The sequence below is a fragment of the uncultured Planococcus sp. genome (assembly GCF_947501725.1).
GTDB lineage: Bacteria > Bacillota > Bacilli > Bacillales_A > Planococcaceae > Planococcus > Planococcus donghaensis_C.
In genome coordinates this window covers 179,023-202,442 of record NZ_CANMXD010000002.1, presented here as the reverse complement: position 1 = coordinate 202,442, position 23,420 = coordinate 179,023, and the positions used below count along the sequence as shown (strand labels likewise).

The 23,420-nt window shown below is 36.2% G+C and carries 18 protein-coding genes; 2 read left to right on the top strand and 16 right to left on the bottom strand.

Features of this window, described 5'->3' with window-relative positions; translation table 11 throughout:
- Positions 1-152: 152 nt before the first annotated feature.
- The 7 genes from Q0785_RS03270 to Q0785_RS03240 form a co-directional block, all read right to left on the bottom strand.
- On the bottom strand, positions 153-476 hold the full coding sequence (locus Q0785_RS03270) for a hypothetical protein (RefSeq protein ID WP_298825394.1): 324 nt from the start codon (positions 474-476) through the stop codon (positions 153-155).
- Positions 469-909, bottom strand: coding sequence for a hypothetical protein (locus Q0785_RS03265; RefSeq protein ID WP_298825390.1), 441 nt, complete (start codon positions 907-909; stop codon positions 469-471). The genes Q0785_RS03270 and Q0785_RS03265 overlap by 8 nt, the downstream gene beginning before the upstream one ends.
- Positions 906-2,714: a dynamin family protein gene (locus Q0785_RS03260; RefSeq protein WP_298825387.1), complete on the bottom strand. Its 1,809-nt coding sequence runs from the start codon at positions 2,712-2,714 to the stop codon at positions 906-908. Before Q0785_RS03260 ends, Q0785_RS03265 begins: the two co-directional genes overlap by 4 nt.
- Positions 2,711-4,495 carry a dynamin family protein gene (locus tag Q0785_RS03255; RefSeq protein ID WP_298825384.1) on the bottom strand — a complete coding sequence of 595 codons (1,785 nt, stop codon included), beginning with the start codon at positions 4,493-4,495 and terminating at the stop codon, positions 2,711-2,713. The genes Q0785_RS03260 and Q0785_RS03255 overlap by 4 nt, the downstream gene beginning before the upstream one ends.
- Positions 4,492-5,352 (bottom strand): hypothetical protein, encoded by an 861-nt coding sequence (locus Q0785_RS03250; protein ID WP_298825381.1) that lies wholly within the window; start codon positions 5,350-5,352, stop codon positions 4,492-4,494. Before Q0785_RS03250 ends, Q0785_RS03255 begins: the two co-directional genes overlap by 4 nt.
- Positions 5,349-7,886, bottom strand: a complete 2,538-nt coding sequence (locus tag Q0785_RS03245; RefSeq protein ID WP_298825378.1) for a dynamin family protein — start codon at positions 7,884-7,886, stop codon at positions 5,349-5,351. Before Q0785_RS03245 ends, Q0785_RS03250 begins: the two co-directional genes overlap by 4 nt.
- Before the next feature lie 609 nt (positions 7,887-8,495).
- Complete coding sequence (locus Q0785_RS03240; RefSeq protein ID WP_298825375.1) at positions 8,496-8,951, bottom strand: hypothetical protein; 456 nt, start codon at positions 8,949-8,951, stop codon at positions 8,496-8,498.
- A 330-nt stretch (positions 8,952-9,281) separates the two neighbouring features.
- Here Q0785_RS03240 and Q0785_RS03235 point away from each other — a divergent pair, with 330 nt between their 5' ends.
- A complete protein-coding gene (locus Q0785_RS03235) occupies positions 9,282-10,811 on the top strand; it encodes an FAD-dependent monooxygenase (protein ID WP_298825372.1) in 1,530 nt (509 codons plus the stop codon).
- A 76-nt stretch (positions 10,812-10,887) separates the two neighbouring features.
- On the opposite strand, the gene Q0785_RS03230 is transcribed toward Q0785_RS03235, so the two are convergent.
- The 7 genes from Q0785_RS03230 to Q0785_RS03200 form a co-directional block, all read right to left on the bottom strand.
- Positions 10,888-11,214: a hypothetical protein gene (locus tag Q0785_RS03230; RefSeq protein ID WP_298825367.1), complete on the bottom strand. Its 327-nt coding sequence runs from the start codon at positions 11,212-11,214 to the stop codon at positions 10,888-10,890.
- An 865-nt stretch (positions 11,215-12,079) separates the two neighbouring features.
- Entirely contained in the window at positions 12,080-12,775 is a 696-nt protein-coding gene (locus Q0785_RS03225) for a hypothetical protein (RefSeq protein ID WP_298825364.1), read from the bottom strand.
- A 24-nt stretch (positions 12,776-12,799) separates the two neighbouring features.
- Complete coding sequence (locus tag Q0785_RS03220; protein ID WP_298825362.1) at positions 12,800-14,338, bottom strand: DarT ssDNA thymidine ADP-ribosyltransferase family protein; 1,539 nt, start codon at positions 14,336-14,338, stop codon at positions 12,800-12,802.
- A gap of 132 nt (positions 14,339-14,470) precedes the next feature.
- Positions 14,471-16,138 (bottom strand): endonuclease NucS domain-containing protein, encoded by a 1,668-nt coding sequence (locus tag Q0785_RS03215; protein ID WP_298825359.1) that lies wholly within the window; start codon positions 16,136-16,138, stop codon positions 14,471-14,473.
- A gap of 651 nt (positions 16,139-16,789) precedes the next feature.
- Positions 16,790-17,629 (bottom strand): DUF4839 domain-containing protein, encoded by an 840-nt coding sequence (locus Q0785_RS03210; protein ID WP_298825356.1) that lies wholly within the window; start codon positions 17,627-17,629, stop codon positions 16,790-16,792.
- 150 nt (positions 17,630-17,779) lie between these two features.
- On the bottom strand, positions 17,780-18,901 hold the full coding sequence (locus tag Q0785_RS03205) for a hypothetical protein (protein ID WP_298825353.1): 1,122 nt from the start codon (positions 18,899-18,901) through the stop codon (positions 17,780-17,782).
- A gap of 251 nt (positions 18,902-19,152) precedes the next feature.
- Entirely contained in the window at positions 19,153-20,151 is a 999-nt protein-coding gene (locus Q0785_RS03200) for a macro domain-containing protein (RefSeq protein WP_298825350.1), read from the bottom strand.
- Positions 20,152-20,809: 658 nt separating this feature from the next.
- Here Q0785_RS03200 and Q0785_RS03195 point away from each other — a divergent pair.
- Positions 20,810-21,541 carry a hypothetical protein gene (locus Q0785_RS03195; RefSeq protein WP_298825348.1) on the top strand — a complete coding sequence of 244 codons (732 nt, stop codon included), beginning with the start codon at positions 20,810-20,812 and terminating at the stop codon, positions 21,539-21,541.
- 358 nt (positions 21,542-21,899) lie between these two features.
- Here Q0785_RS03195 and Q0785_RS03190 read toward each other — a convergent pair whose 3' ends face one another.
- Both Q0785_RS03190 and Q0785_RS03185 read right to left on the bottom strand, forming a co-directional pair.
- On the bottom strand, positions 21,900-22,502 hold the full coding sequence (locus tag Q0785_RS03190) for a hypothetical protein (protein ID WP_298825346.1): 603 nt from the start codon (positions 22,500-22,502) through the stop codon (positions 21,900-21,902).
- Positions 22,502-23,407, bottom strand: a complete 906-nt coding sequence (locus tag Q0785_RS03185; RefSeq protein ID WP_298825344.1) for a nucleotidyltransferase — start codon at positions 23,405-23,407, stop codon at positions 22,502-22,504. Before Q0785_RS03185 ends, Q0785_RS03190 begins: the two co-directional genes overlap by 1 nt.
- Between the last annotated feature and the right edge of the window lie 13 nt (positions 23,408-23,420).

Genomic DNA, 23,420 nt, shown 5'->3' with positions numbered 1-23,420 from the left:
TACCCGCTAACCTTCGAGGTTAGTGGATACGGCTTCTTCTAGATATAATTGTAGTTAATAAACTGATTTGAGTTTGACACAAGGACACGTTTTTTAGAAAAGTGTCTCTTTTTGTATTGGTTTGAATGATTCTGGCTAATCACCACACGTGATTATTTTACTAACTTTGAAAACATCTTTTTCTCTTCCGCTAACTGTTTACGTTGGTTTATCAGGTCCAGCATATAGTTCTCAAGACTTGTCATTATTGAGTCCGGACAAAGTCGTGTTAACTGCATTTTTTTTAGCTCAAACCGCATCAGTTCAATGTCAATTTGCTGCATCATTTTAATAATTTCATTTATTTCTAAGCGACGAGAGTTCAACTCGCTTGTTGCAAGTTCTCTTTGTTTGGTCTTTATTACATCATTTGCTTTTTCAAGTTCTTCTATTTCGATATATTGAAGAATGTGATTAATAACTTCAAACTTATTCATTATTCTTTAAAACCTGATTGATGACATCGTTATATAATTGCATTGCCGCTGTCCGCTCTTCTGTTTTCAGGTTGCTGCTAATTAAAACTGGGGTCAGCTCTCTTAAAATATCTCTTATAACCTTCCCTTTTTCTTGTAACTGCACAGTAGCTTGTTGCCTCGCCTGGACTTCGCGTTCTGTCATAGCTTCTAGTACACGGATTTGGGCATCGATTTCATTTATTTTCGTTTCACTATTAGCACGGATTTCAACAATATCGAGAATTTTCTGTCCAATTTGGAGAACTTCACTTACAGCATCCATTTTTCTTAATGCAATTGTGTGCTCATTGTCTTGTCCCTGTACTTCATAGTTTTTTGTTTGATTTGTTCCATCAATTACTTCACCTGTATAAATGATATCTTCAAATTCTAAAGATTTTTTTCTTGTCATATGCTCACCTTATCTTTTTTTATTTGTAAAATAAGTTCTTCGATTTCGGATATACGATGTTCTATTTCACCAATTTCTAATTTAGACGCCGGATTAAAATCTTCTGTATTGATGATATTAATAAAATCATCAAAGTAATTATCCATATTTTCATTATTAGTTTTCTTTAATGTTTCTAAATTGGCTATTACAAATGCACAAGTATCTTGTTGCCATTGATTTGTTCCTTTTTTCGTTTCTTTAATAAGGCGTCCTTGCCAACGCTTTGCTTCGATAACATAAAATATACTATCTATCAAGATTGTTGCCACGATAGTAATGTTACGTGTCGATGTAGCGCCAATCCGCTTTAAAAATGAAGCAAGAGCATTATGAGTTTCTCTAGAAAACTTTTTACCAACTACTTCTCCAGCTTTTTTTAAGCCCTTTTTCGCGAGATTCGCTACACCAGCACCAGCCCCACCTCGACCACCATATATGGATAAAAATGTTTGGAGCGCGCCATCTGTTGTTTTTTGAAGGACGAGTTTTGATATATTTTTCATAATGGGATTGAATTGGCCACTAATACTTACAATCTTAGTTTGGAAGTCAATAATTGCTTCATTGACTAATTCTTCTAGTTGGTTATTCAGCTTATCAAGTTCAACTTCTAGGAAATCCGTTATGACTTCACGTTGAATTCGTTCCCGACGTGGAAGTATATGCGAATGAATTAACCCTACAGTTTCTTGAGAAGAAGTCCATTTATTCGTTTCCAATATTTCTGTTTCTAGAAAACTATCCATATTCTCTTTTGCTTGTTCAAACATTTGGGGGACCTGACGATTTAAACGTTCAAATGTTTGATCAATTAAGTCATTTGCTTTAATTTTTTTATTTTTAAACTCAAAGATTGTTTGTTGTAATAAAGCAACTTCTTCTTCACTAACTTTCATTAGTGTCAATTGCTTTTGCCAAGGAATAATTGCTTCTTGAAGCAATTGAACTTGATAATCTTGTAAGACTTCTTCTATATGCTTTTTACGTGATTCTGATTGCACTTCATGACGGACAGCCGCCCACAAATCATCTGCTTGGGGCATTTTCAAACCATCCCCTGTGATAGCAGAAACAATAAAATGCTCTATTTCTGAATGCAATAGATCCTGTGCATAGTTCAAAATTTCTTTAATACGAACATCACTTGAATTTAAATCAGAGGGCACACGATTAATTACTAAAAAGAATTTAATATTGTCTTGTAAAAACCGTTCAATATACTGTAGAAACTCGGCATCATTATTGCCAATACCCACACGGTAATTGACGACATAAATAATGACATCACTATTCGGAATAAACTCTTTTAAGACTTCTTCATGTTCTTGATGAATCGAGCCGTAGCCTGGAGTATCGAATAAACGCATTCCTTGAAGTCCAAGGGGCATTTTAGGAATGTTTAAACGAACACGTAAAACACCTTCAGAAGGTTGTATCGTTTCTTGTAAAAAAGCTTCTGGTGATAAACGGCGTAATTTCGCATTTTTTAATAAGGCATAAGGGGTAATAGCTGTTTCACCATCAAATTCATTCAGCTCCACTATTGTGCCTGTTGTAGGTTTAGAAGATACATGTAAGACGTCTTGTCCAAGTAAACCGTTCACTAAAGATGATTTCCCGGAACTTGTTTCCCCTAGTAATGTGACAAAACTCTCTGGATAGTCGATACGCTCTTGAAGTAGCGTGAAGACTGAATGTAACTCTTCACTACCGAGTTGATGGATGACAGGTTTTATCCGATCCATTGTATGTTGGATGTTCATTTTATACTCCTCAGTGATTGAATGTATTGTAAATCATCTTGTAATTGCTGAAGTTGCTTATTGTACTCTTCAATTTCAACAAAACGAATTTTTCGCTGTTTGTCATACTCAACTTCTTGTAATGCAACTTGCTCTTCTTTTACTTTCTGAGCACTTGAGCGTACCGACATAATAAAATCATCGACTTGTTTAGATAATGAATGTTCAAGTGTTTTTGTAAATTCATCAATTGATTGTTCCAATTGGTTTAATGTGCTACGTTGGCGGCTTTCTTGCGTAAGTTTTTTCGTTGCTGAACCTAAGAAATTACCAATAAGACCACCGACTATAAATACTCCAGAAACCACCCATCCTGCTGGATTTGATACTAAAAAGGTCAGTGCAGCAGCCGCTGCAAACCCTCCGCCAACCGATAAAACGTTTGGTAAAGCTTTCTCAAATTTAAATGATGCAGTTTTTGAAAATTCTTCATATGATGAGAAGGAACCGTTTGGATTACGCATTATCAATTGATTTGATAATTGTTCCAACTCAATTTTTGTATCTGTTAATGACTCAATAAATACCTCTACAATTGTGTTGGCTACATCTTCCTGACATTCCTTGAAAGCTCTTGTTAAATTATCGCCGTCAACTACATCAGATTTTACTATGCGCTGCATATCAGTGCGTAAATTCTTTTTTCCACGGGTAACTTCATTACGAAGTTTGTAATGGATTTCAACTTGTTTTTCCGTCAAAAAATCTTCAATAGAGCGTAAGATTCTATTGTTCTCTTCAATTACGTTGTTCAACTTTTCCTCTTCCACTCGCAACTGCTCATAATGTTCTGCAGGTCCTTTTTTATAAAGTGTGATTTCTCTAAGTAAAACATCGGTGATGTCTTTATACGCTTGACCTTGTAAGTGAGTAATTTCATCTTCTAACATTATTGACCACGAATTTGTGACAGATTGTAAAAATTGCACAAAATCTGTCATTCCCGCCTTTTCCTTCATTTCATCATTATTTTGCAGTTGGCCATTTAACGCTTCATATACATTAATAACCCGGAGATCAATTGGATCGCTGGTCTGATTAGCATCACGAATTTTTTCTAATACGTTAATATTATGCTCTTTCCCGTCTTGAACTTCTGTAATAGATTCTTCGTTCCATTGATTTTGAATAAACCAAGCTTTCGATAACTTAGACCAAACACTTTTAATGAATGCAGCTTCTTGGCGGGTGATGGGCGGTACTGTGCGTAACATAAATATGGCTGCAGATAATTTCTGAATGTATTTTAGAGTTGTTTTTACATTGCCTGTAGTTAAACTTCCTACACCAGGTAAATCAACAAATACTACACCGTTTTCTAATAAAGGATGTTCTTTAAATGCTTGAATAAATGATACCTTTTTTTCGTTTCCAGGGTTGTAAGTGTTATGGATGTATTGCTCCAAATCTTTTGGGTTCTTAATAGACAATGGCGCTTGATCGTCGAAGTTTACAATAAAAGCTGTATCCTTCTTTCCATAACGAATTTCAACTGGAACACATGTTGTTTCGTCAGCATCTACAGGCAAAATAAGATCGTCCATAAGTAAGGCATTTAAAAAACTACTTTTTCCCGTCCCTTGAATACCGAGTACAGGGATGTAAAACTCTGCATGAGTACTATTTTTCACTTTATGTTGCAGAGTTTCTATATAAGATAAGTTCGTTACCGGATCTTTGTTTCCTAAATACCGATTAAAAATATCGATTGTCCGCTCTTGGCTCATCAACGTCAATGTCATTGTGCACTTCCCTTTTGTGTAAACCATTTTTTATAGAATGGTAAATTGCTGTACTCAACTTCTTCCTGCAGTGCTTCTAATCTATTATTTGTTTTTAAAAGTTGCTCTGATAATGTGGCATTTGCTTCGAGTAATCTAGCAACAATATTTTCGGCGTTTTGTTGCTGTAATGTGCTCATTCTATTGATATCCTCAGCGTGAACGCTTTTAGCTTCATCCATAACTTGTCTCAATACTTGGGTGATATTTTTCATACCCTCATCAATATTCCCTTTAATAATCGATATTTCTTTCGCATTTGCGTTTATTTCTACCTGGATTTTTTCCACCATTGTGCATTGTCCATCTAGTTTTTCCTTCGCTTCATTTAAATATTGAGTGAGTGAATGCTTGCACTCGTTAACTTCTTTTAAAATTTCGAGTATTCTAGTATCTGCATAAGAAGAAAATTGCTGTATCGATTCATTTAACCCTTTTTGCTGATTATTTCCGAATTCTTCTATACTGTTTGTTAAGTTTCTACTTAACTGCAATGCAATTTCGGTTTGAACTTGTTCAGCATTTCTAATTTTTTCGTTTAACCCATTTTCTAATTTATTAATCAAAATCAACATATCTTCTAAATCGCGAGCGATACGACTGATAGGCTTCTTTGACGAAGCTATGTCTGACTCAATTTGATTAATTTTATTTGTAAGTGTTGTTTGTAAACTAGTTAAGTAGCCAGACTGTTCATCATTTTTTTGCTGGAGTCCAGCAGAAATGCTATCTTCAATATTAGTAGTAAGACTGGATTGAAGATCTTCCATAATTCCCTTTGTTGCTTCATCAATTTCAATCATTATTGAATTTGTCATAGGTGTCTCCCGCCATTTCTATTAGTTAATGCATGTAAGTACTCATGAAATGCCCGGTGCATCAAACCTGAATTGATAAGATAAGACATTTTCCCTTGAATAAACTGCGTCAACTGGGTTGCGTCATAAATAATTGTGCGTGACTGGTCTAACTCAATATGCATGAGAGTGAATAATGGGCTTGCATCATTAATAAGTATTTCCCCTTTGTCGAAAATAGGAAGCGTCTTTAAGTCGTCTAGCATTTCTAAAGCTTCGCGATATGCTCCATTTTCTGTGAATTCTTTAAAGGACTGCATTACAATGTTACATACAACTTGATTGAAAACAGGATGTTGGAGAAAGCGGCTTCGTACAATCTGTTTTTTCGCTTGTCCAGATTGCGCAACGTCTGCCAATATATACGTATTAAAATCCTCTGACTTTATTGCTTTTTCAAATTCAGGATGATCGTGATTGAAGACTAAATCATTAACAATAAAGACATTATTTTCGACGATTAATCCGATTTCAGATAATTTCTTCTGGTCTTCGTTCGAAATATGTACATTAAAATAGCGATATGCAAACTGGACCAAACTTAAATCATCCCAACCTACAATAATCGTTTTATTATGTACTCTTAGGTCTGCATTCCTCTGTTCAATGTGTTGGATGCATTTTAAAAAAATAGTTTGCGAAATCTGCCTACTTAGTTCATACAGATGGAAAGTAGATGTCTGGATAGATATATTTGTTGTTTTACCAGATAAGACAATAGACTTTTCATGTTTCATTTTAATTGCTTCTTTATAAATAGTTTTTTCGTTAGCTAGAATATCTTTGTCTAACGCTTGTTCTATATTGGCTAGTTGAGACGTAATGGTAAATACATGTTTCATTTCATTGCGAGTAGTTTTCTTTTCATCCAAGGCAATCATTTGCTGCTCCTGCATGTCGTATACATTTGTCATAGCGAGTTGTAATTGTTGTTCCCACTCGTTAACTTTATTGGACATAATACCGTTAAAATTTCGTTCGAAATGCTCAATATTATGGCATATAGCTTGTTTATCAAGTTCTTCAATATTTTCTTCAATAGATTCATATCCCCACCCACTATCGAAGAGTGAACCTAGAATTCTTTTGGCCTTATTCATAACACCAGGTGATTCTACTTGTTTTGACAAAGTTCTTGAAGCAGATTTCAATTCAAAATAGTCCTTTGTAGAACTACGCTTTACCTCTAATGATGTAGAACGGATTATTTCTGAAAGATCATAACCAAGTGTTTTGAAGAAATCGTTTACTTCCACAGTAGAAATTTTAATTTGATCTAAAAACTTTTTTTCTATTTCTCTTGATGATTTTTTCATGCGAAGTAATATTTCTTTCGCCGATGCCAAATCTCTAATCGATAAATTAAAAATAACAAGTTGATAACTAGCCATTTCTCTTTCAAATTGATTTAACATTTGTTCCAGTTCTTCTTTCCTATCTCTTATCTGTTGTTGGGCAGTCTCAGTACTAGTTATTTGTCGTTTTAATTCTTCTTCAATCATTCGAATTTCTCGGTCAAAGGTTTTTTTGTTTCCGCGAAGCTTTCCTTCTTCTTCAAGAATGTCGGTTAATTCGTTTTGCAATTGACTTCCCCGTGTACGGAATAATTGCGGTCCCATTTTTTGATTGTAAGCACTAATTAAATTTAATAAATCGTTTATTTGCGACATAATCAACTTTTCATTATCCGCTTCTCGTCGTCCATCTACCGCTCGTTTTGCTGATAATTGCACCACTTGAACAATTTCATGCAGCTTTGGATTGATTGCATCTAAAATTCTTTTCGTTCGTTGGAAATGTTCTGAAGCAATGACTTCACGAGATTTCTCCACATGACCATTTTTTCCTAGCTTCGGGACAATTGAATCCAACATATTTTGTACAATAATCATTGGTTTATTGTACTGGTATACTTGTTCCAAAATACGTTTCGTGGTTTCATCTGAGTTTGTTTTAAAGGTGACTACGTATAAACACAAATCAATTGTGGGTAGTAACGTGGATAAAGTAAGTTCTTCATGACGTTCTAATCCATATGCGTCTAATCCGGGACTATCAATAATTTGAATATTTTTCGCTAACAAAAAATTCTTTGATTGCAAATGAATTTCTTTTACACCAAATTGATTATTAGCATTGTTTTCTTCGTCTCCATATTTTTCTAAAGCTGCGACAATATTTTTTTCATCAATCAGCTCAGATGTGCCATCTTCAAAAATAATTTCTGCTCGAGTAGTTTCGCCTTTGGAACAAATAATAATCGAACCTGAACTTGGTCGAACGGCCGTTGGTAGTATGTTTTCTCCTAATAGAGCATTTAATAACGTAGACTTGCCACTACTAGTTACTCCGACTAGACCAATTCGAATTGTTTTATCATTCCAACGTTTCAACATGGATTCGATTTTTAAATTATTTTTCTTAAAGTATTTTTTTGAAACTGAATCAAAATTCAGTAACTCTTGAATTTGTTGCCCGTATTCAAGTTCATTCATATTTATCCCCACTTTATTGATATGTTGTTTCATAAAGACCATTTTTGTTTATTGAGTATTCTAAATTTTATAGAGGACAAAAATGTGATTACCTAGTTTTCTATATCATATACCGGTAAATACAATTACATTTTTTGAATATAAAAGACTGTTAGACTTATTATTTTGTTTTATAGTATCTTTCATATCATATCATTTCCTCTTAGTGGAAATATATTGGTTTTCTAAATATTTCTTCCAACCTTATAATAATAACTTTTTTGTTTTGTAGGATATTTGTGAGATGCTCTAAGTTTTCAGGAACGCATTAGTTTTTGATCCCTGTGCGTCGCTTAATTATGAATACATACCCATGACTATATAAATCCAATGCGAATTTTTTTACTACTGATTTTCTCGGCTTTCTTATACAGTATTGTTGTATGTATTGAATTGTATTCAACACAGGGAAGCTGTTTTAGATAAAAATACAAAAGCCGTACCCATTAACCCTTGAGGTTAGTGGATACGGCTTTTTATTGATGCAATCGTAGTTAAGAAATCGAATTGTGTTTGATACAGAGAGCCGATTCAGTTCCCGCAAGTCCCGCCATTCGACTATGTTACCAATTATGCATGAACATTAGTGATCTCTTCCATCAATCGAACCCATTCTTCTCTCTTGAAATCATACAATTCCAGCTCTGTTTTTCTCAGAACCAGGTGGATGCTGTCGAATTTCTCGTCCGACCGGAACCGCCACCAGCTTTTCACTGTTGACGTCTTGGTGCCTGGCTCATAATAAGTCAATGTGAATTCGGGATCGATGATATCATCTAGCCGATCAATCTCTATATAATTATGCGGGAAATCAATATACAGTCCGAGCGCCGCTTTATGAGGCGTAATGGACCCAATTTTATACGCCGAGTGCGCGTCCTTCTTCTCAAGCGTCTCACTCCACGGAACCGGGTTGTCGCTCACGATCAAAATCCGGCCGGCCTCATCGGTTTCAATCCGGCAATTCGGCAAACTGTTAAACACTTCTGTCATCTCGTTCATTTTTTGTTCTACCATTTTGTTCATTTTGCTATCCCATTCCTTTCAACTCATCTATCAACCATGAATGCTGCACTTTCTGCTAGACAAGGCCATACCGTTTATTTTTCTGTTCCACTACCTGTTATTCTATCACGTCCCGCTGATTGCTCTGTGTTTAAAGGGCACGATTATTTTTAAGTGTCCCTTGCTTGAAATGGGTCGATTAAGGATATAGTAGCTGTACAAGATCTTTTCGATTCGGTATCACCTGCTTTTTTCTTATAAGAACTTTTCCTATACTCGATTTTTTAGCTTTACACGACACTTGAAACTGAATCGATCAGCAGGCGTGTTATTCATTAGGAGGTCTCTAGGATGAACCCACAAATCTTAATCGTCGGAGCTGGCCCCACTGGACTGGCTCTTGCCTATAGCCTGGCGCGTCAAGGCGTGCCGTTTCGGATCATCGATAAAAACGCAGGAACCGGCACAGCGTCACGGGCGCTCGCCGTGCATGCGCGCATATTGGAGCAGTACGAGCAACTGGGCCTGGCCGAACGCAACATCAAGCGGGGGCATCCGATTTTGTCGCTGGATGTCAGCGACGGCAAACGAGTGAGAGCCACAGTGAAATTCCATGAGTTGGGCAAAGGGCTGAGCCCGTTTCCGTTTATCTTGAGTTTGCCGCAGGACGAGCACGAAGAAATTCTCGTGGACGAATTAAGTAAAATCGGCATCGAAGTCGAATGGAACACCTCGTTGCTTTCGTTTGAAGACACAGGAGTTGGCGTGAACGCCGTGATGCAGCAACAAGGACAGCCAGAAGAAACAGCGGAATTCGCCTATTTATGCGGATGCGACGGGGCCGGCAGCATGGTCCGAAAAGGACTGGGATTCGACTTTCCCGGCGGTACGTACAAGCAATTATTCTTTGTCGCTGATATCGAAACGGAGCAGCCGGTAGACGATATGGAAAAGATGGACATGTACATGGACAATGACGGCTTTATGCTGTATATGAACGTCCGCAACGCCAACACTAAACGAATCCTTGGCATTGTGCCCGAGGAATTCAACGAGCGCACCGATGTCGAGTACCATGAAATCACCAATTACATTGAAAACAAAATCCGCGTGAGCGCGGCCAAGGTCAATTGGTTTTCGACCTATCGCGTCCATAACCGCGTCAGCGAGCGATTTGCCAAAGGGCGCGTCTTTATCCTGGGCGATGCCGGCCACCTGCACAGTCCGACCGGCGGACAAGGCATGAACACCGGCATTGGGGACGCCATCAATTTGGGGTGGAAACTCGCAGCGGTGGTTCAAGGAAAAGCCGCTCCTAAAATATTGAGCACCTACGAACAAGAGCGCATCGCCTTTGCGCGCCGGTTGATTGCGACGACCGACAAAGCGTTCCAAACGATTGTCAATCAAAAACTGCCCGGCACGTTGCTGCGGGAGTATGCCGTACCTTACGTCTTGCCGTCGGTATTCAAATTTTCCTTCCCCTCAAAAAATGCGTTTAAGATCTTGTCTCAAATCCATATCAATTACCGCAACAGCCTCTTGAGCAAAGGCAAAGCCGGCAAAGTCTACGGCGGCATGCGCTTGCCGTGGATCGAAACTGACATGGGCGATAATTTCACGCCGCTGCGCTCAGTCGATTGGCAAATTCACATATACGGCAAAGCGCAGCCGGAGCTGATCGACTTTGCCCGTTCGCAGTCGCTCCAGATCCATGAGTTTGCATGGGAAGCGCGGATGAAAGACGCAGGATTCAAGCAGGATGCGCTGTACCTGATTCGACCGGATGGGCATGTAGGGCTTGCGACTGAAAAGCAGTGGCTGCGTGTGTTGAAAATGTATTTGGAGACTTATGGGATTGTGGCTTTTGGAGCGGAGTGAGGTAGAAATAAAAAGGAGGCTGGAGGAATAGATCCGTGATGGGATCATTCTTCTAGCCTCTTCTTACAAATATATATTAAGCATTTAATTTATATTGCTCTGCCTTACCATACATGCCGTTTTCAGCTGTTACATCATTCAATTCTGCAATAATGACTTTAGGTCTGGAAGGACCGACTATTGTAGAAATATAGCTAACTTTAAATGTGTAAGTAGCTTTTTTGCGGAAGTTTCGATATTCAAGCGAATCTTCTGTAGTTGTCCAATAAAAAACATGGTCATCTCTATCTATTAAAGCGATTACTCGATATTCGTCGTTTTCAAAGCAAGAAACAAACTCAAGTTCCTTAGTATATTTCTTTCCTTTTTCAAATCCGTTCACTTCTTTGATTGCAAGCACCATCGAAATACACCTCATTCCATAGTGGTATGCATTTAATATAACAGAACTTACGTTCGATTTCCAGTCAAAAGATTAAAAATATTAGAATATTTAGTTTGTCTAGTGACTAAGGTGATGATTTAGGATAGCTCACATACTTTTTTGCATGTTAGTACTTGAAAATCCCACTTCTAAGGGAACGAGACGACACAACTCCCAAACAAAATATGAGCTTGAATAAAGCGCAACAAGCGCCGAGAGATACGCTAATTTTATTGATCAGTCGGTGTATATGTTATAAATTGTCGTGCTTTGTTAAAATCGTTTAAAATAATTTCTTTCCCTGTGAGGCAACTTCTCCAGCGTTAAAACCAGCCCTTACATCATTACCTCATGCGACGGTGATTTTTTAACCGAAACAGGAATGTGGGATTTAAAAGTTTCTAAATCACCACCAACTAAAAAAATACGCTGCAATTACTGGTCTATTATTTGTTGAGACTTCGTTCTATACACTATGAGTTTGAAGGTATTAAAGAATTAGGTATAGTTAATCCACGATTGAATAATGTCTATCCTGTTTATATGAGTCGGCGGAAACCTTATCTATAATCCCAGATATACTGCTTATGAAAGTCTCAACAGCATTAAGTTCTTCATCAAAGTCAATTACTTCTTAGATAAAAATACTAAAGCCGTATCTGTTAACCTTTAAGGCTACGAGATACGGCTTATTCTTTATGCAGTTGTAGTTAATAAACTGAATTGGATTTGACACAGGGGCGCAATTTTAAATGAGATTCTTTCTACTGCTGATTTTGTTATTTCTCTTATGCAGAATTGTTGCATGTCTTGAATTGCGCTCAACACAGGGAGGCGGTTTAAATCAAAATAATTTCATCTGCTCAGAACTGTCCTCTTCTTTTATATTATTCACTTTTGTATTTTCCACTTCATAAAAGCTAAGTAACATCTCACGATTTTCTATTATTTCATATAATATTTCCTTCCGATATAAAGTCACTAACAAAGCAGCGGCTTTTGCCTGACAATTTATCGATTTCTTAGGATTAAATTCAATATCTGTAAATGCATCATAGGTTACTAACTCTTCTAAAAGCTGGGGCTGAGCGGCAACTGCCTTGATATACATATAATCATAAAAAAATGTTTTAGGTTCATTTGGCCACTCTTCTTTCTTATAAGAAAAGCCAATAATGTCACCAGAATTTTTAAGTCGTGGATCCCTCTTAGCTAGCCTTGGAGAAACTTCTATCAAATCTGAATAAGGACCGCCATTTTCAAATCTTTTACTCCCTTGAAAGATCGACTCGAATGAGGTCATTTCTCCATTATCTTCGATTAATAAATTAAATGCACTTAAGGATACACCTATCGCTATATCACTTTTACTTGATATTTCTAATACTTTTCTAGACGGAGCTACTTCTAAAAAATTTTTATGCAATTCTTTTATAGACTTTTTCTTCTGTGAAGGAGCAAAACCTGCATGCCAATTAAATTCAACTTCTTTTAAAAGAACTTTATTTTTTCCAGATATGAAAACAGGACGTTTCGCCATATCTTACCTCCTTTCTCATTGTATTTATTGTCGAATTCTAAATAATGAGGGTGTACTTTTTACTAAATGGGGATAATTATTATAGTAGTAATCGAACACTTTTACATCTTTTGTATGGATAGCCTTAATTCTACTAGGTTTTATAGTTTCAGTTATCATTACTTCTGCTTGGACGTCCGTAGGGTATTTAGATGGCAATATCTCATCTTCAAAACTTCTTCTTACAAACATTTTCATGAAAGAGGCATGTCCTTTACGGCTAGTTGATTGCATTCTAACCGCATTTGAAGCTGCGTTAGTCTCATAGAAATAGCAATCCAGGTCAAATAGTAGTGAGGCATCGGCTTCAATAACACACCATTTCATTTCCGGATGTCTTTCCCTGACTCTATAGAAATATTTATTGTTGGGAAAACTAACTGACCAACAAGTAGAATTTTCCATTCCATCTCTTCGTTCATTATCATTTGATTCAAAATCTATATTCTTTTTTCTCAACTCATCTACAGACAAGATTCCATATTGAAGAATTTTCTTTACGTTTCTCGCATTCGTAAAGTGATAGATTGATGTAATATTTCTTTTTAAACACTCTTCTTTTATATACTCTTTCTCGGAAAGCTTCAATTGGTTTACTTTTTTAGGTAAATTATCTTGTAGACTAAGAGTATTCTGATGACCACTTACCTTTTCTTTCTTGTTAATACTCTCATCCACACTAATATTTTTCGATTTTTCAAAAAAAGGTTTCTTTTCCTCTGTATTGACAACAGATTGAATTAGCTCTGTGACTTTTTCTTCTACTGTTCTACTCCCTACAATTCGTGGCTTATCTAATTTATAATCTGACTTTTTTATATCTTCCACAGGTTTTTCTGGAGGGTTAAGTTCATTGATTCTATTTCTTTCCTCAGTATTAAGAGAAAAAGATTTAAGAGTATCCAGAATATATTTTTGAATTTTTTCAGTAGATAGTAGATAAACATATAATAAAATATCTAACCATTCTTCATGGTTGCTGTCTTCTTCTCTAACTGCTTTCTTAATGCTTTGTATTGCTCTAATTTGTTCATATTCTGAACCCTTAACCAAATAATACTGATAATGCTCTTTATATCTTTTAAAATCTACTTTCACATTATGATTTGGCAAATGGGTTGAAGGTTTTTTAAAGTTCTTTATGCCAATACTTTTCTTCCCATAATTTCTTGTAACTTCATTGGAAATATCTAATCGCATATTGTTTTCTATTATTACTAATTTATCTACCATATTTATTATATTTAAATCTTCAACCTCGGATACAGTTTTATTCTGGTCACTTAATTTATAAACTTCTTCAGTACTACTTCTGATTTCTTGAGGAACATTATGAAGTTTTTTGAGAATTGATAATTCCTTTGTTTCTATACTTATAATATCACTAGGCTCTTTTAATTTAGTTTCTCTTATTTTTGCTTGTACTTGTAATTCTTCTGAAACGATATTCTCCTCGCGTTCTGAAGAATATTTTCCTTTTTTATGAGTAAAAAAGATGTTCTTTACTTTTTCCCATAATTTCATAATTCCCTCCTACCTAGAAGTTAATAAATACCCCTCTATTCTACTTGCCTAGAAGCTTTGCAATTAATGTAAATTTCGGTTTCAGCATAAATAACAAGCGTTTTTTTTCCAGAAAGTGATTCTTAAGAAATCTTATAGAGCATACTTCAAAAATAATTTAATAATATCCTCTTGTGATAGATTGAAGAATTCTTGACAAGCTACACAGTAGGATAGCAAAATCTCAGTTCCTTCTGACTGTTGAAACTGTACATGATGATTCCTTTCCAACTCACTCGCTATTTCCCACTTATCTCTACTTTCACTTTTGCTCCCCCGATAATACGTCTCCACCAACTTGTATAAGTCCTCCATTACCCCTTTAATTTGCGGATGACCTTTTATCAGTGCCATATAATATTTGTTTTGACTTGATGGAGTCGTCTCGAACTGACCTTTAAAAATCACACGCACAATTTTTTCAATCGGAATTGTATTGCTTTTGATTAAAGGTATTAACCAGCTCTTTTTATTGCTGTAAGGATCAATAAAATCCAAAACATTCCTCAATTTTCTATTTTCAAATTTTATACAGACTACAGATTTCGCCGTATATCCCGTTATTTTATATTCTGTAATAAAATCTAAATCAGCGGGGGTCATATCCATCACTTTAAAGGAGTTATGCTTTGAAACATTCTTTATATAATGGGTATCTTGATAAGTAAAAACTTCTTCGTCTTCGCTCATAAATTCACTAATATTAATATGCACTTTACTGAAATCCTGGTCAGTGTCATTGGAAATTAGGAGTTGAAAATTGTTTTCCGATGACTCAGCAATCAGAAGTTTAAAGCCACTGCTTTCTTCAGTTTTCCCGGAAAGATAGCTTTCATAAGGCTCTTGTAGTGAGAATAGCCATCCATAATTCAGTAATCTCCAATTTTTTGCCCGGAGCTTCTCAATAATTTGTTCTTCAAAATATGGAAGTACCCCATTACCAATTAGCACTCCATTAATAGTTTTATTTCCTTCTAATTTCTTATACTCTTCTATGTACTCCCCTAATTGAGTGAGAGCTTTAAGATCAATAGCGTCTTTTTTTATTTCAACTATGGTCAGTTCCCCAGTCACCTTATTCTCCAATAAAAGATCCAAGCGTTTATTGGTAGTTTCGAACACATACTGCTGTTCTTTTAAAAACAGGTTTTGCCCAATCAAGTGCGGTGAATTGGCAATGAGATTTTCAATATCACGCTCAAGCAATTGAGGAATTTCATTACTTGAAAGTTGTAAGTTGGGAGAAGACATTTTTTGTTGCGTTTTATCGAAAATAAGTTTCATCAATAACTGAACTTGTTCATCATTAAGCGTATACCAGTTTCGAAACTTGGATGTGAGTGATCCAAATACCGTAAAATTTGTATAAGGATCAAAGGTGATTCCTAATTGACCGAGAAGTTCCTCATTCATTTCTATTGAGTTTACTAACTCAAAGGATTCAATAGGATGTCCGAAAACAATTACCTCATTTACATGCGAGTGCTTGTTGGCTAAATGAGGATTCTGATATTTTTGCATAATTAAGGGGTTAGCACGTGCCTCATTAATTGGCATAACTCTCACCACTTTATAAAACGCAGTAATATATCGCTTCCAATTGATACTTGTATGAAAAAATAAGTAATCATCTTTATTAACTGATTCAAGCAACTTAAGCCCTCTAAATCCTTTGTCTCCATAAGTAAACTCACGGAACATCGGATCTTCCTCGCCATCGTTTCGCTTGGGATCTACATAAGGTATTAGATAATTAACCACGTTTGTTCCTCCGTTCCTTTATTTTAATAAAAGCCAGACAATATACGCCTAATTTTGTAAGAATTTTCTTTCTCTTTTCTATGAGTAAATCTTATCATAAAAGGTAGTTTGAAATACATAAATTTTCCAGTTCTAAGTAATAATTCTCATTTATTGAAAGTGATTTTGATAATCAATTTTCCAAATTATTTTTAGCTCACCAAAAAGCCGTATACCCTATGAAAGTGGTATACGGCTTTTTAAGAATTTATATGTCTTTTCAGTAACTATGTTTACCAAGGAATGACACAATTATTAATGTTATTAAACTGAATTGGATTTGACAGAGGATAGCTATTTTATTCTAAAAATCGCAGTATACCCTCCATCAACCTATCCGGCAGCGGTAAATCGGGGGTGCTGTATACCTCTTCATTCCCGACTTCTTCCGATACCATTTTCAGCACATGGTTCATACGTCAATTACTAGCAGATCCCACTTGGTCCCTGTGCCCCGCTCAAAGATGATTGCTATAAAAGTTGTTGCTTCGTGACACCGCATGTACCGATTTGATAACGTTCAGGACTTTATAAGATAAAAACTAGTTGTTAGTTTCCCCTCACCTTTCCCTATTTGTGATTCGGTTAATTCCCACATAAGAGCAACGACTTTTATCTTATTTCAGAAGAAATTGGCTCGAGAAAGAATAGTCCGGGATTTTCGTTGTATTCTTCAACTACAGCGGTAATACGTAGATTTTGTCCCATACCAATAGTTTCAGGTATTTCAGAACCAGTGAGATTTAAATCAAAAACACTAACGTCTTCGAACTTAAAATCAGGGCCATTAAAAGTTGTTTCCCCATAGTCACCAGTATTAATTAAAATGTCGTATCTTGTTGTATATTTATCATGTGGCATCATGTGTGCAATATATCCATCAAATTTAATGGTTCTACCCGCATATTTCTTTGTAAATTCATCGACACTTGGATCGTTAGTATCGTTAACGGCCAAGACAGCTGCAAGATCTTCATTATTTTTCTCCGTTAATATTTCTTGATCGTTTTCCACAGATGTATCATTTGTTGATTGATCAACTGCCTCAGAACTCTCTTCTTCAGTTGATTTTTCAACTGCATCAGAATTCTTTTCATTAGTAGTTTCAGTATCACTTTTCTTTTCTTCTAGAAATGTATGATATGTAATGACTATTTCAGAATCTTTTTGGAAGCTATCATTTGCGCTAAAATCTGTAGCTCCATTAATCTCTACTTTTTCAATTTCTCCATCTTTTGTTAGCCAACCAGTAATCAAATCGTCCAGTACCTTTGTTTCTATATCGGTAAACCCACTTTCTTCTAATTCTGAAACGACTGTCTGATAATTTTCTCCAACTATTTCATCTGAAGATTTGCTCACTTTTAGCACATTAGGATCCTTTTCGTCAGAACAAGCTGAAATGCTAGTAATTGCAACTATTGAGCACAGGATTACTAATATTTTTTTCATAATAACCTCCAAATAATATGTATAAAATTAACATTTAAATTTCGAACTACTATAACATATTTATTTACTTATTTATTAAATATTTACTAGCAGAACAGCTCTAGACTTTTATAATCCAGAATTATTTACTTAGTGTTATTCTTTTGCAATTTAGGTTTTGGGCCATTTGAATTCTCCACGGTAATATTTTTCATTGAGTCGGTTAAGGTCATATTCCCATTCTGTAATAGCATGTTGATATTTTTGTTCATCGGATAATTGTCTTTTTCTTATTCTTATATTCGCGCTGATAATAGTGACTACTTTCCTGAGTCCTAGCTCCGGAACTGCTCTTTCAAGCACTTTCCACCTTTCACCTCTCGTAGAACCACTGATTCGGTAGCCCATTTTATTCAATTCACTTTGTTCACTAAATAAAGTATCCTTGGTCGGGGCATATAAAGATGGTTGCTTCACATCGTCTGAATTGCTTTGAACATTAGCTTTTTCAACATTTTTCTTTTTGAGATCATTATGGATGATATTCGAAAACTGTCGATACTTAATTACCAGTGGAGAATATCTTTTCAGCAACTTTTCAAATTCTTCATTAACCATATATATTTCTTTATTCAATAAATCAACAAAGATTGTTTCCACCTCAGTATACAAATAAATCTCCCGTGAGTGTTTCGTTTCATAAAGAGGCAATATAGCTTCTCGCTCGACCAAATTATATTTACTGATAAATTGTTCAAGATTTGATCGATCCACAACATTTACTTTGTATCGATAAATAGACGGTTTTAAAGAATCGTTTAAAGTAGCAAGGTCAGTGATAGCTGATGGAATAGGATAAGTTGAATTTTCATAATAAGACTTTTCTCGTTTTTTCTTTTCAGTTGCCGCTTTCAAATCATTTCTGACTTGCATCAATGTCTTTTCCCATTCATTTTCTTCAATACCATCTTTATTTAAATTCAACGAACTGCTAGCTAAAGGTTTTGCGTCCACCTTAGTCTTAAACGAGGATTGTTTGTTATTTTTTGATACCTCTAAATCTAATCGACCTTGAAGCAATAACCTTTCTGTCTCACTTAAATTGAGCTTTTCTTTTAACTCATTAATTTCTTTTTGCTGCTTCTCTATTTCTTCTTTTTGATTTTTATATTTTTGAAGCTCTGCTATCTCTTTTTGTTGGTTTTTAATGGTTGCTTCGTAATTGGATATTAACCGATTAATTTCTGCTTCTGCTGCAATAACAGTTTTTATGATTTTTGATTTAAAATCCATAACAACGTTCCTCTCTGCACTTAAATGGATATATTATACAACCAACTTGATAATAGCATAAGTCCATAAAGGGCGGATCCGCTTAAGCTTCAATTCAACAAGCACTAATTTATAAAGTACTATAGCTTCTTTTATTAAGTTTCTTCACATGTTTTTCTTGTTCAATAGCTTTCAGCGCATTAATAAATTGCGATTTTTTTTAAATCTTCATCTTTTTTTTAAAAAGAGATAGCCGCTATAAAAGTAAACTTTCAAGCACCCAAGAGCATTTGGTTAAACGCGAACAATGCCTCGTTGATTTCATGGACATTGTAATTCTTCCGCTTAATAAAATAGATTATAATCAAATCAAATTTGTGGCTCCGCGATAATTTATACCCCGCATTTCCAAGCAGTTCATCCGTTTCGTGAAGATCCAGTTCAAGCGCCACTGCAAAAGCGACAACGGTCTTTTTCATAGGCATGTATCCAGGGGAAGTGCGAATCTTAGAAAACAACTTCCGGTCGATATTCGCTTTTTTATACGTTTCTGTGTCGGTCATGCCTTTTTCGTCAATAAAACGGAGCAGGCGTTCTGAAAACGATTCATCCATATCTTCAAAGAAATCTTCCAGACTGATATCGATTGGCGCTTCCACCATGAATTCCTCTTCTTGATACTCCGATATGATTTCTGTCTTGGCTTCCTTGCGATACCGGCTGTCCCTTTTCTCCAGTTCCGTTACTTCGTTTTCATCAATAAAAGCGGAAATCGACTGGTAGAGCTTTTCACTGATTCCGAAAGACTGCTTGTCGAATACGACCAGATAAACATGCATTTCGTGATCGATCAGAAAGGCTTCGATTTCTGAGATGGCAATCCGCAAAGCCGCTTCTTTCGGATAGCCGAAGATTCCGGTCGAGATAAGCGGAAACGCGATCGATTCACATTCGAGGCGATGTGTAAGTTCCAGGGAGTTGCGGTAACAGTTCCGCAACAGGGCTTCTTCATTATTGAACTTACCTTCCCAGACAGGTCCAACCGTGTGGATGATGAAGTCAGCAGCCAGCGAAAACGCCTCCGTATACACCGCTTCACCAACAGCACAATGGCCGATGCGGTCGCATGCCTCTTGTAATGCTTGAGGTCCCGCTGCGTGGAATATGGCACCGCAGACACCGCCACCCATTTTCAAGCTGGAGTTCGCAGCATTAACAATGGCATCGCTTTTCATTTTTGTGATGTCATTTCGTACGATTTCCAGCGGCATGTGGCTATCCCCTTTTTGTTGGTTTTGATCGTTTATGAATTCATTCATTTTTTGGCTGAAGAAGGACAAATTCGAGAACCAGTCGTGCCATAAAATTGAACCAGTGCGGACATGTATTAGAGCCATATCGGACAGCAGAGAACCACTCATAAGAACAAGAAAACCGCTTGAGGAAAGTTGATTTTCTCAGAGCGGCGATGCGTGCAGTATAAATTATTGTGTACTGACAAAATCGCTTAGGATTGTGTCATCACCTGGGAAGTGATCCTGTTTATTTTAAACAAAGGAGTTGAGCCGATTTTCCCCGCTCACCCTACAAGCCAAGTTACATCATTTAACATTTCACCAACGGTTCCCATTTGGTCCCTGTGCGCCGCTCAATTATGAATAATTACCTATTACCATATAAATCCAAGGGGATTATTCCTAATGCTGAGTTTGTCGATTTTCGTATGCAGTACTAATGTATATCTTGAATTGTGTTCAACACAGGGACTCGGTTTTATTCTGAAAAAGGAATGGCGGTTTGTGTTTACATCTGTTTGTTTCACTTTGGATGAATGCATTCTCAGATACGTAATGTCCTAAGATATATTGCTGCTGCAGCAATAATATATGGTTTTTGCTACAATTAAAGAAAACTTAAAGGAGATCCAACATGCTGAAAATCAACAACACCCCACATTACGCTGGCGTTACCGTTGCCGGAGACTACCAGGATCTTGACGAATTATACGAAGCGCTGCACCTGATTGTTGGAGAAGAAGGTGAATTGCCTTCTTACGATTCAGTCAGGCTGCGTGTGCTTGGCGTCTGTTACGATATTCGCCACTCGCTGATGGGCGGCCGCGGCGCAATAGTTGTACCGAACGGTTTCGACAGGGAACGGGCACGCTCCATGCCGATTATCGGTCCTGAAACCAATATTTATCTGACGTTCGAAGTGATGTGGCCCGAATTATTATTCGTTTCCTTTTCACTGAACGATTTTATCCAGCTCTATGAAAAGCGGACCAATACACACCCTTGGGACCCGACCATTATTGCCGTCCGCAAATTCCAGGGTGCCGTTGTCCGATGTCTGCAGGAAACCCTGTCCGAATCAAAATTCGGCCATATCAAAAAATACATCCGCCCCTGGATGAATTATAGCTACGGATTGTACAACAACTACCCCACCCAATATGTGGATCAACTGAATATCAAGTTCCTGAAAATGAAACCTGAAAAGCGGCTAACCAATATCAGCATCATGGCAAAGCGCCTCGGCCAACTGGACCACAATTATATGGAGGCCAGAGAAGCTATTCGAAATGCCGCCGCTGAATTAAATGTGCATGAATCGGAAATCCGTTTTAAAGAAGAATACCCGGAAGACTTTGAATGGTGAGGGAGTAACTGGAACGAATAAGCAAGACTTCGGAAGGTACGTGCAAGAGTTTTTTATTATTTTTTCCAGCAGTTCCCATTTGGTCCCTGTGCGCCGCTCAATTATGAATATTTATCCGTCATAATATAAATCCAACGGGAATTATATCTACTGCTGAGTTTGTCAGTTTTCGTATGCAGTATTACTGTATGTCTTAAATTGAGTCTTGCACAGGGGCGCGTTTTTTAACTGGCCAATTGGTTTTGGGATGTATATGTTTAAAATGTGACAACCAAGCTACCAACTGATATAAAGTAAAGATGATTAAAGAAATAAATTGTTCCATATAAACACCCCTTTTTGTTCTTTATATAAAAAATTATGGCTTTCTTTGCAGTTTCAACCTCCCATGATTCCTATTATTAGAAGGATTATTGAAATATGTCCCTTCTATTTTATTTTCTTCCTTATTCAATAATAACGACCCGTACCCTTTATGATCTGAAAAAGGTTCATCAGCTTTTTCAGCATTTTTTTCATTTTGATAGGAATAAAAAACTTGTATCCCACCACCTGCGTTCACTTTAATTGCAGAGGTATAACTACTTGACTTAGAGTCGTTAAATCTTCCCATGATACATATTCTTGTCCAAGTTTGTTCAATTTTAAATTGTGCAGGAAATGATTCATTAAATTCGTGAAATGACGAGTTAAAAGTCCCCTCCCATTCTCCATCTAAATCTGGCACTTTAACTAGACCTATCTTTTTCAATGCCTTCCATCGCCACATCTTTTTATCAAAAACTGTATAAAGCAGACCGAAAATAGAAATAGCAGTCACAGGTCCCCAAAAACTAACGATAGGAAAACTTTCAGTAAGATAGCCAATTAAAGCTGTCAATAATGATGACAATGCTATTGAAAAAGCCGCAATATAAAAGATTATATTTTTTTGGTCGACATCTATACTATATTCATGCATTATTCCCACTCATTCCAAAAGTTTATTATTTGATTAATGAATTTACGAGCATCGGTTTCATTCCACTGTTCTTGACTGTAGCCAAATAACATTATCTGTTCATTTTGACAAATCAATTCTGATAAAGAATGTCGATTGTCCCCCATCCATTTTAAAACATTAAATACTCTCTTTTCTAAGTAATTTTCATCAAATAGACTATCAGGCACATTATAAAGCAAGTTCTCTAAAAAATATGAAGGAACCTCTTCTTTTGATATCATGCCTTTTTCTATCATTCTCTTTTTCATATTTTTAAAGACTCGAACATTAGGTTTGAAATATCCAGATGTCCTTTGATTTTTCGCTGCTCCATTTTTATAATGTTCTTTTGGAAAATTAACAACTGATCTGTTTTCGTTAGTTGTATAGAATTTAATCCCTGGTATATATTCTCTTTCATTTTCACTATGCCCGAAATTGACATACTTTCTATACTGAAAGCATGGAATTACATCCGCCTCATAATTGCCATCGTTGATTCTAATGGACTTGTTGCCAATCTCAATTTTATTATGTCCAAAAGCTTCTTTTAATGTTTCAACTACTTCATTTTTAAATGTAGACCAAGTATAGGTAGAATCTGAGAAGGTATTATTATAAATACTTTTTTCAAAAACATTTAAATCTGATACATCACTAAAAAACGTAGAATCATGCTGTACCACAATATCTACATCGCTGCTTCCGTAGATATTAGTATTGTTTCTATATGAGCCTTGCAAATATATCTCTAAACCATACGTATTTCGCACTTTTGAATTTTCACCAATTAGTTTCCGCTCTATTTTCTCTCTTAATGCTTTAGGAGTTGCAATTGCCCCTTGCTTAGCCCAGCTTTCTAATATACTTCTCGCAATGGTCATTTATATGCCTACT

Bases quoted from the DNA above. Each gene is read 5' to 3' on its own strand.
- Q0785_RS03270 (WP_298825394.1), bottom strand. From the start codon at position 476: ATGAATAAGTTTGAAGTTATTAATCACATTCTTCAATATATCGAAATA.
- Q0785_RS03265 (WP_298825390.1), bottom strand. From the start codon at position 909: ATGACAAGAAAAAAATCTTTAGAATTTGAAGATATCATTTATACAGGT.
- Q0785_RS03260 (WP_298825387.1), bottom strand. From the start codon at position 2,714: ATGAACATCCAACATACAATGGATCGGATAAAACCTGTCATCCATCAA.
- Q0785_RS03255 (WP_298825384.1), bottom strand. From the start codon at position 4,495: ATGACATTGACGTTGATGAGCCAAGAGCGGACAATCGATATTTTTAAT.
- Q0785_RS03250 (WP_298825381.1), bottom strand. From the start codon at position 5,352: ATGACAAATTCAATAATGATTGAAATTGATGAAGCAACAAAGGGAATT.
- Q0785_RS03245 (WP_298825378.1), bottom strand. From the start codon at position 7,886: ATGAATGAACTTGAATACGGGCAACAAATTCAAGAGTTACTGAATTTT.
- Q0785_RS03240 (WP_298825375.1), bottom strand. From the start codon at position 8,951: ATGAACAAAATGGTAGAACAAAAAATGAACGAGATGACAGAAGTGTTT.
- Q0785_RS03235 (WP_298825372.1), top strand. From the start codon at position 9,282: ATGAACCCACAAATCTTAATCGTCGGAGCTGGCCCCACTGGACTGGCT.
- Q0785_RS03230 (WP_298825367.1), bottom strand. From the start codon at position 11,214: ATGGTGCTTGCAATCAAAGAAGTGAACGGATTTGAAAAAGGAAAGAAA.
- Q0785_RS03225 (WP_298825364.1), bottom strand. From the start codon at position 12,775: ATGGCGAAACGTCCTGTTTTCATATCTGGAAAAAATAAAGTTCTTTTA.
- Q0785_RS03220 (WP_298825362.1), bottom strand. From the start codon at position 14,338: ATGAAATTATGGGAAAAAGTAAAGAACATCTTTTTTACTCATAAAAAA.
- Q0785_RS03210 (WP_298825356.1), bottom strand. From the start codon at position 17,629: ATGAAAAAAATATTAGTAATCCTGTGCTCAATAGTTGCAATTACTAGC.
- Q0785_RS03205 (WP_298825353.1), bottom strand. From the start codon at position 18,901: ATGGATTTTAAATCAAAAATCATAAAAACTGTTATTGCAGCAGAAGCA.
- Q0785_RS03200 (WP_298825350.1), bottom strand. From the start codon at position 20,151: ATGCCGCTGGAAATCGTACGAAATGACATCACAAAAATGAAAAGCGAT.
- Q0785_RS03195 (WP_298825348.1), top strand. From the start codon at position 20,810: ATGCTGAAAATCAACAACACCCCACATTACGCTGGCGTTACCGTTGCC.
- Q0785_RS03190 (WP_298825346.1), bottom strand. From the start codon at position 22,502: ATGCATGAATATAGTATAGATGTCGACCAAAAAAATATAATCTTTTAT.
- Q0785_RS03185 (WP_298825344.1), bottom strand. From the start codon at position 23,407: ATGACCATTGCGAGAAGTATATTAGAAAGCTGGGCTAAGCAAGGGGCA.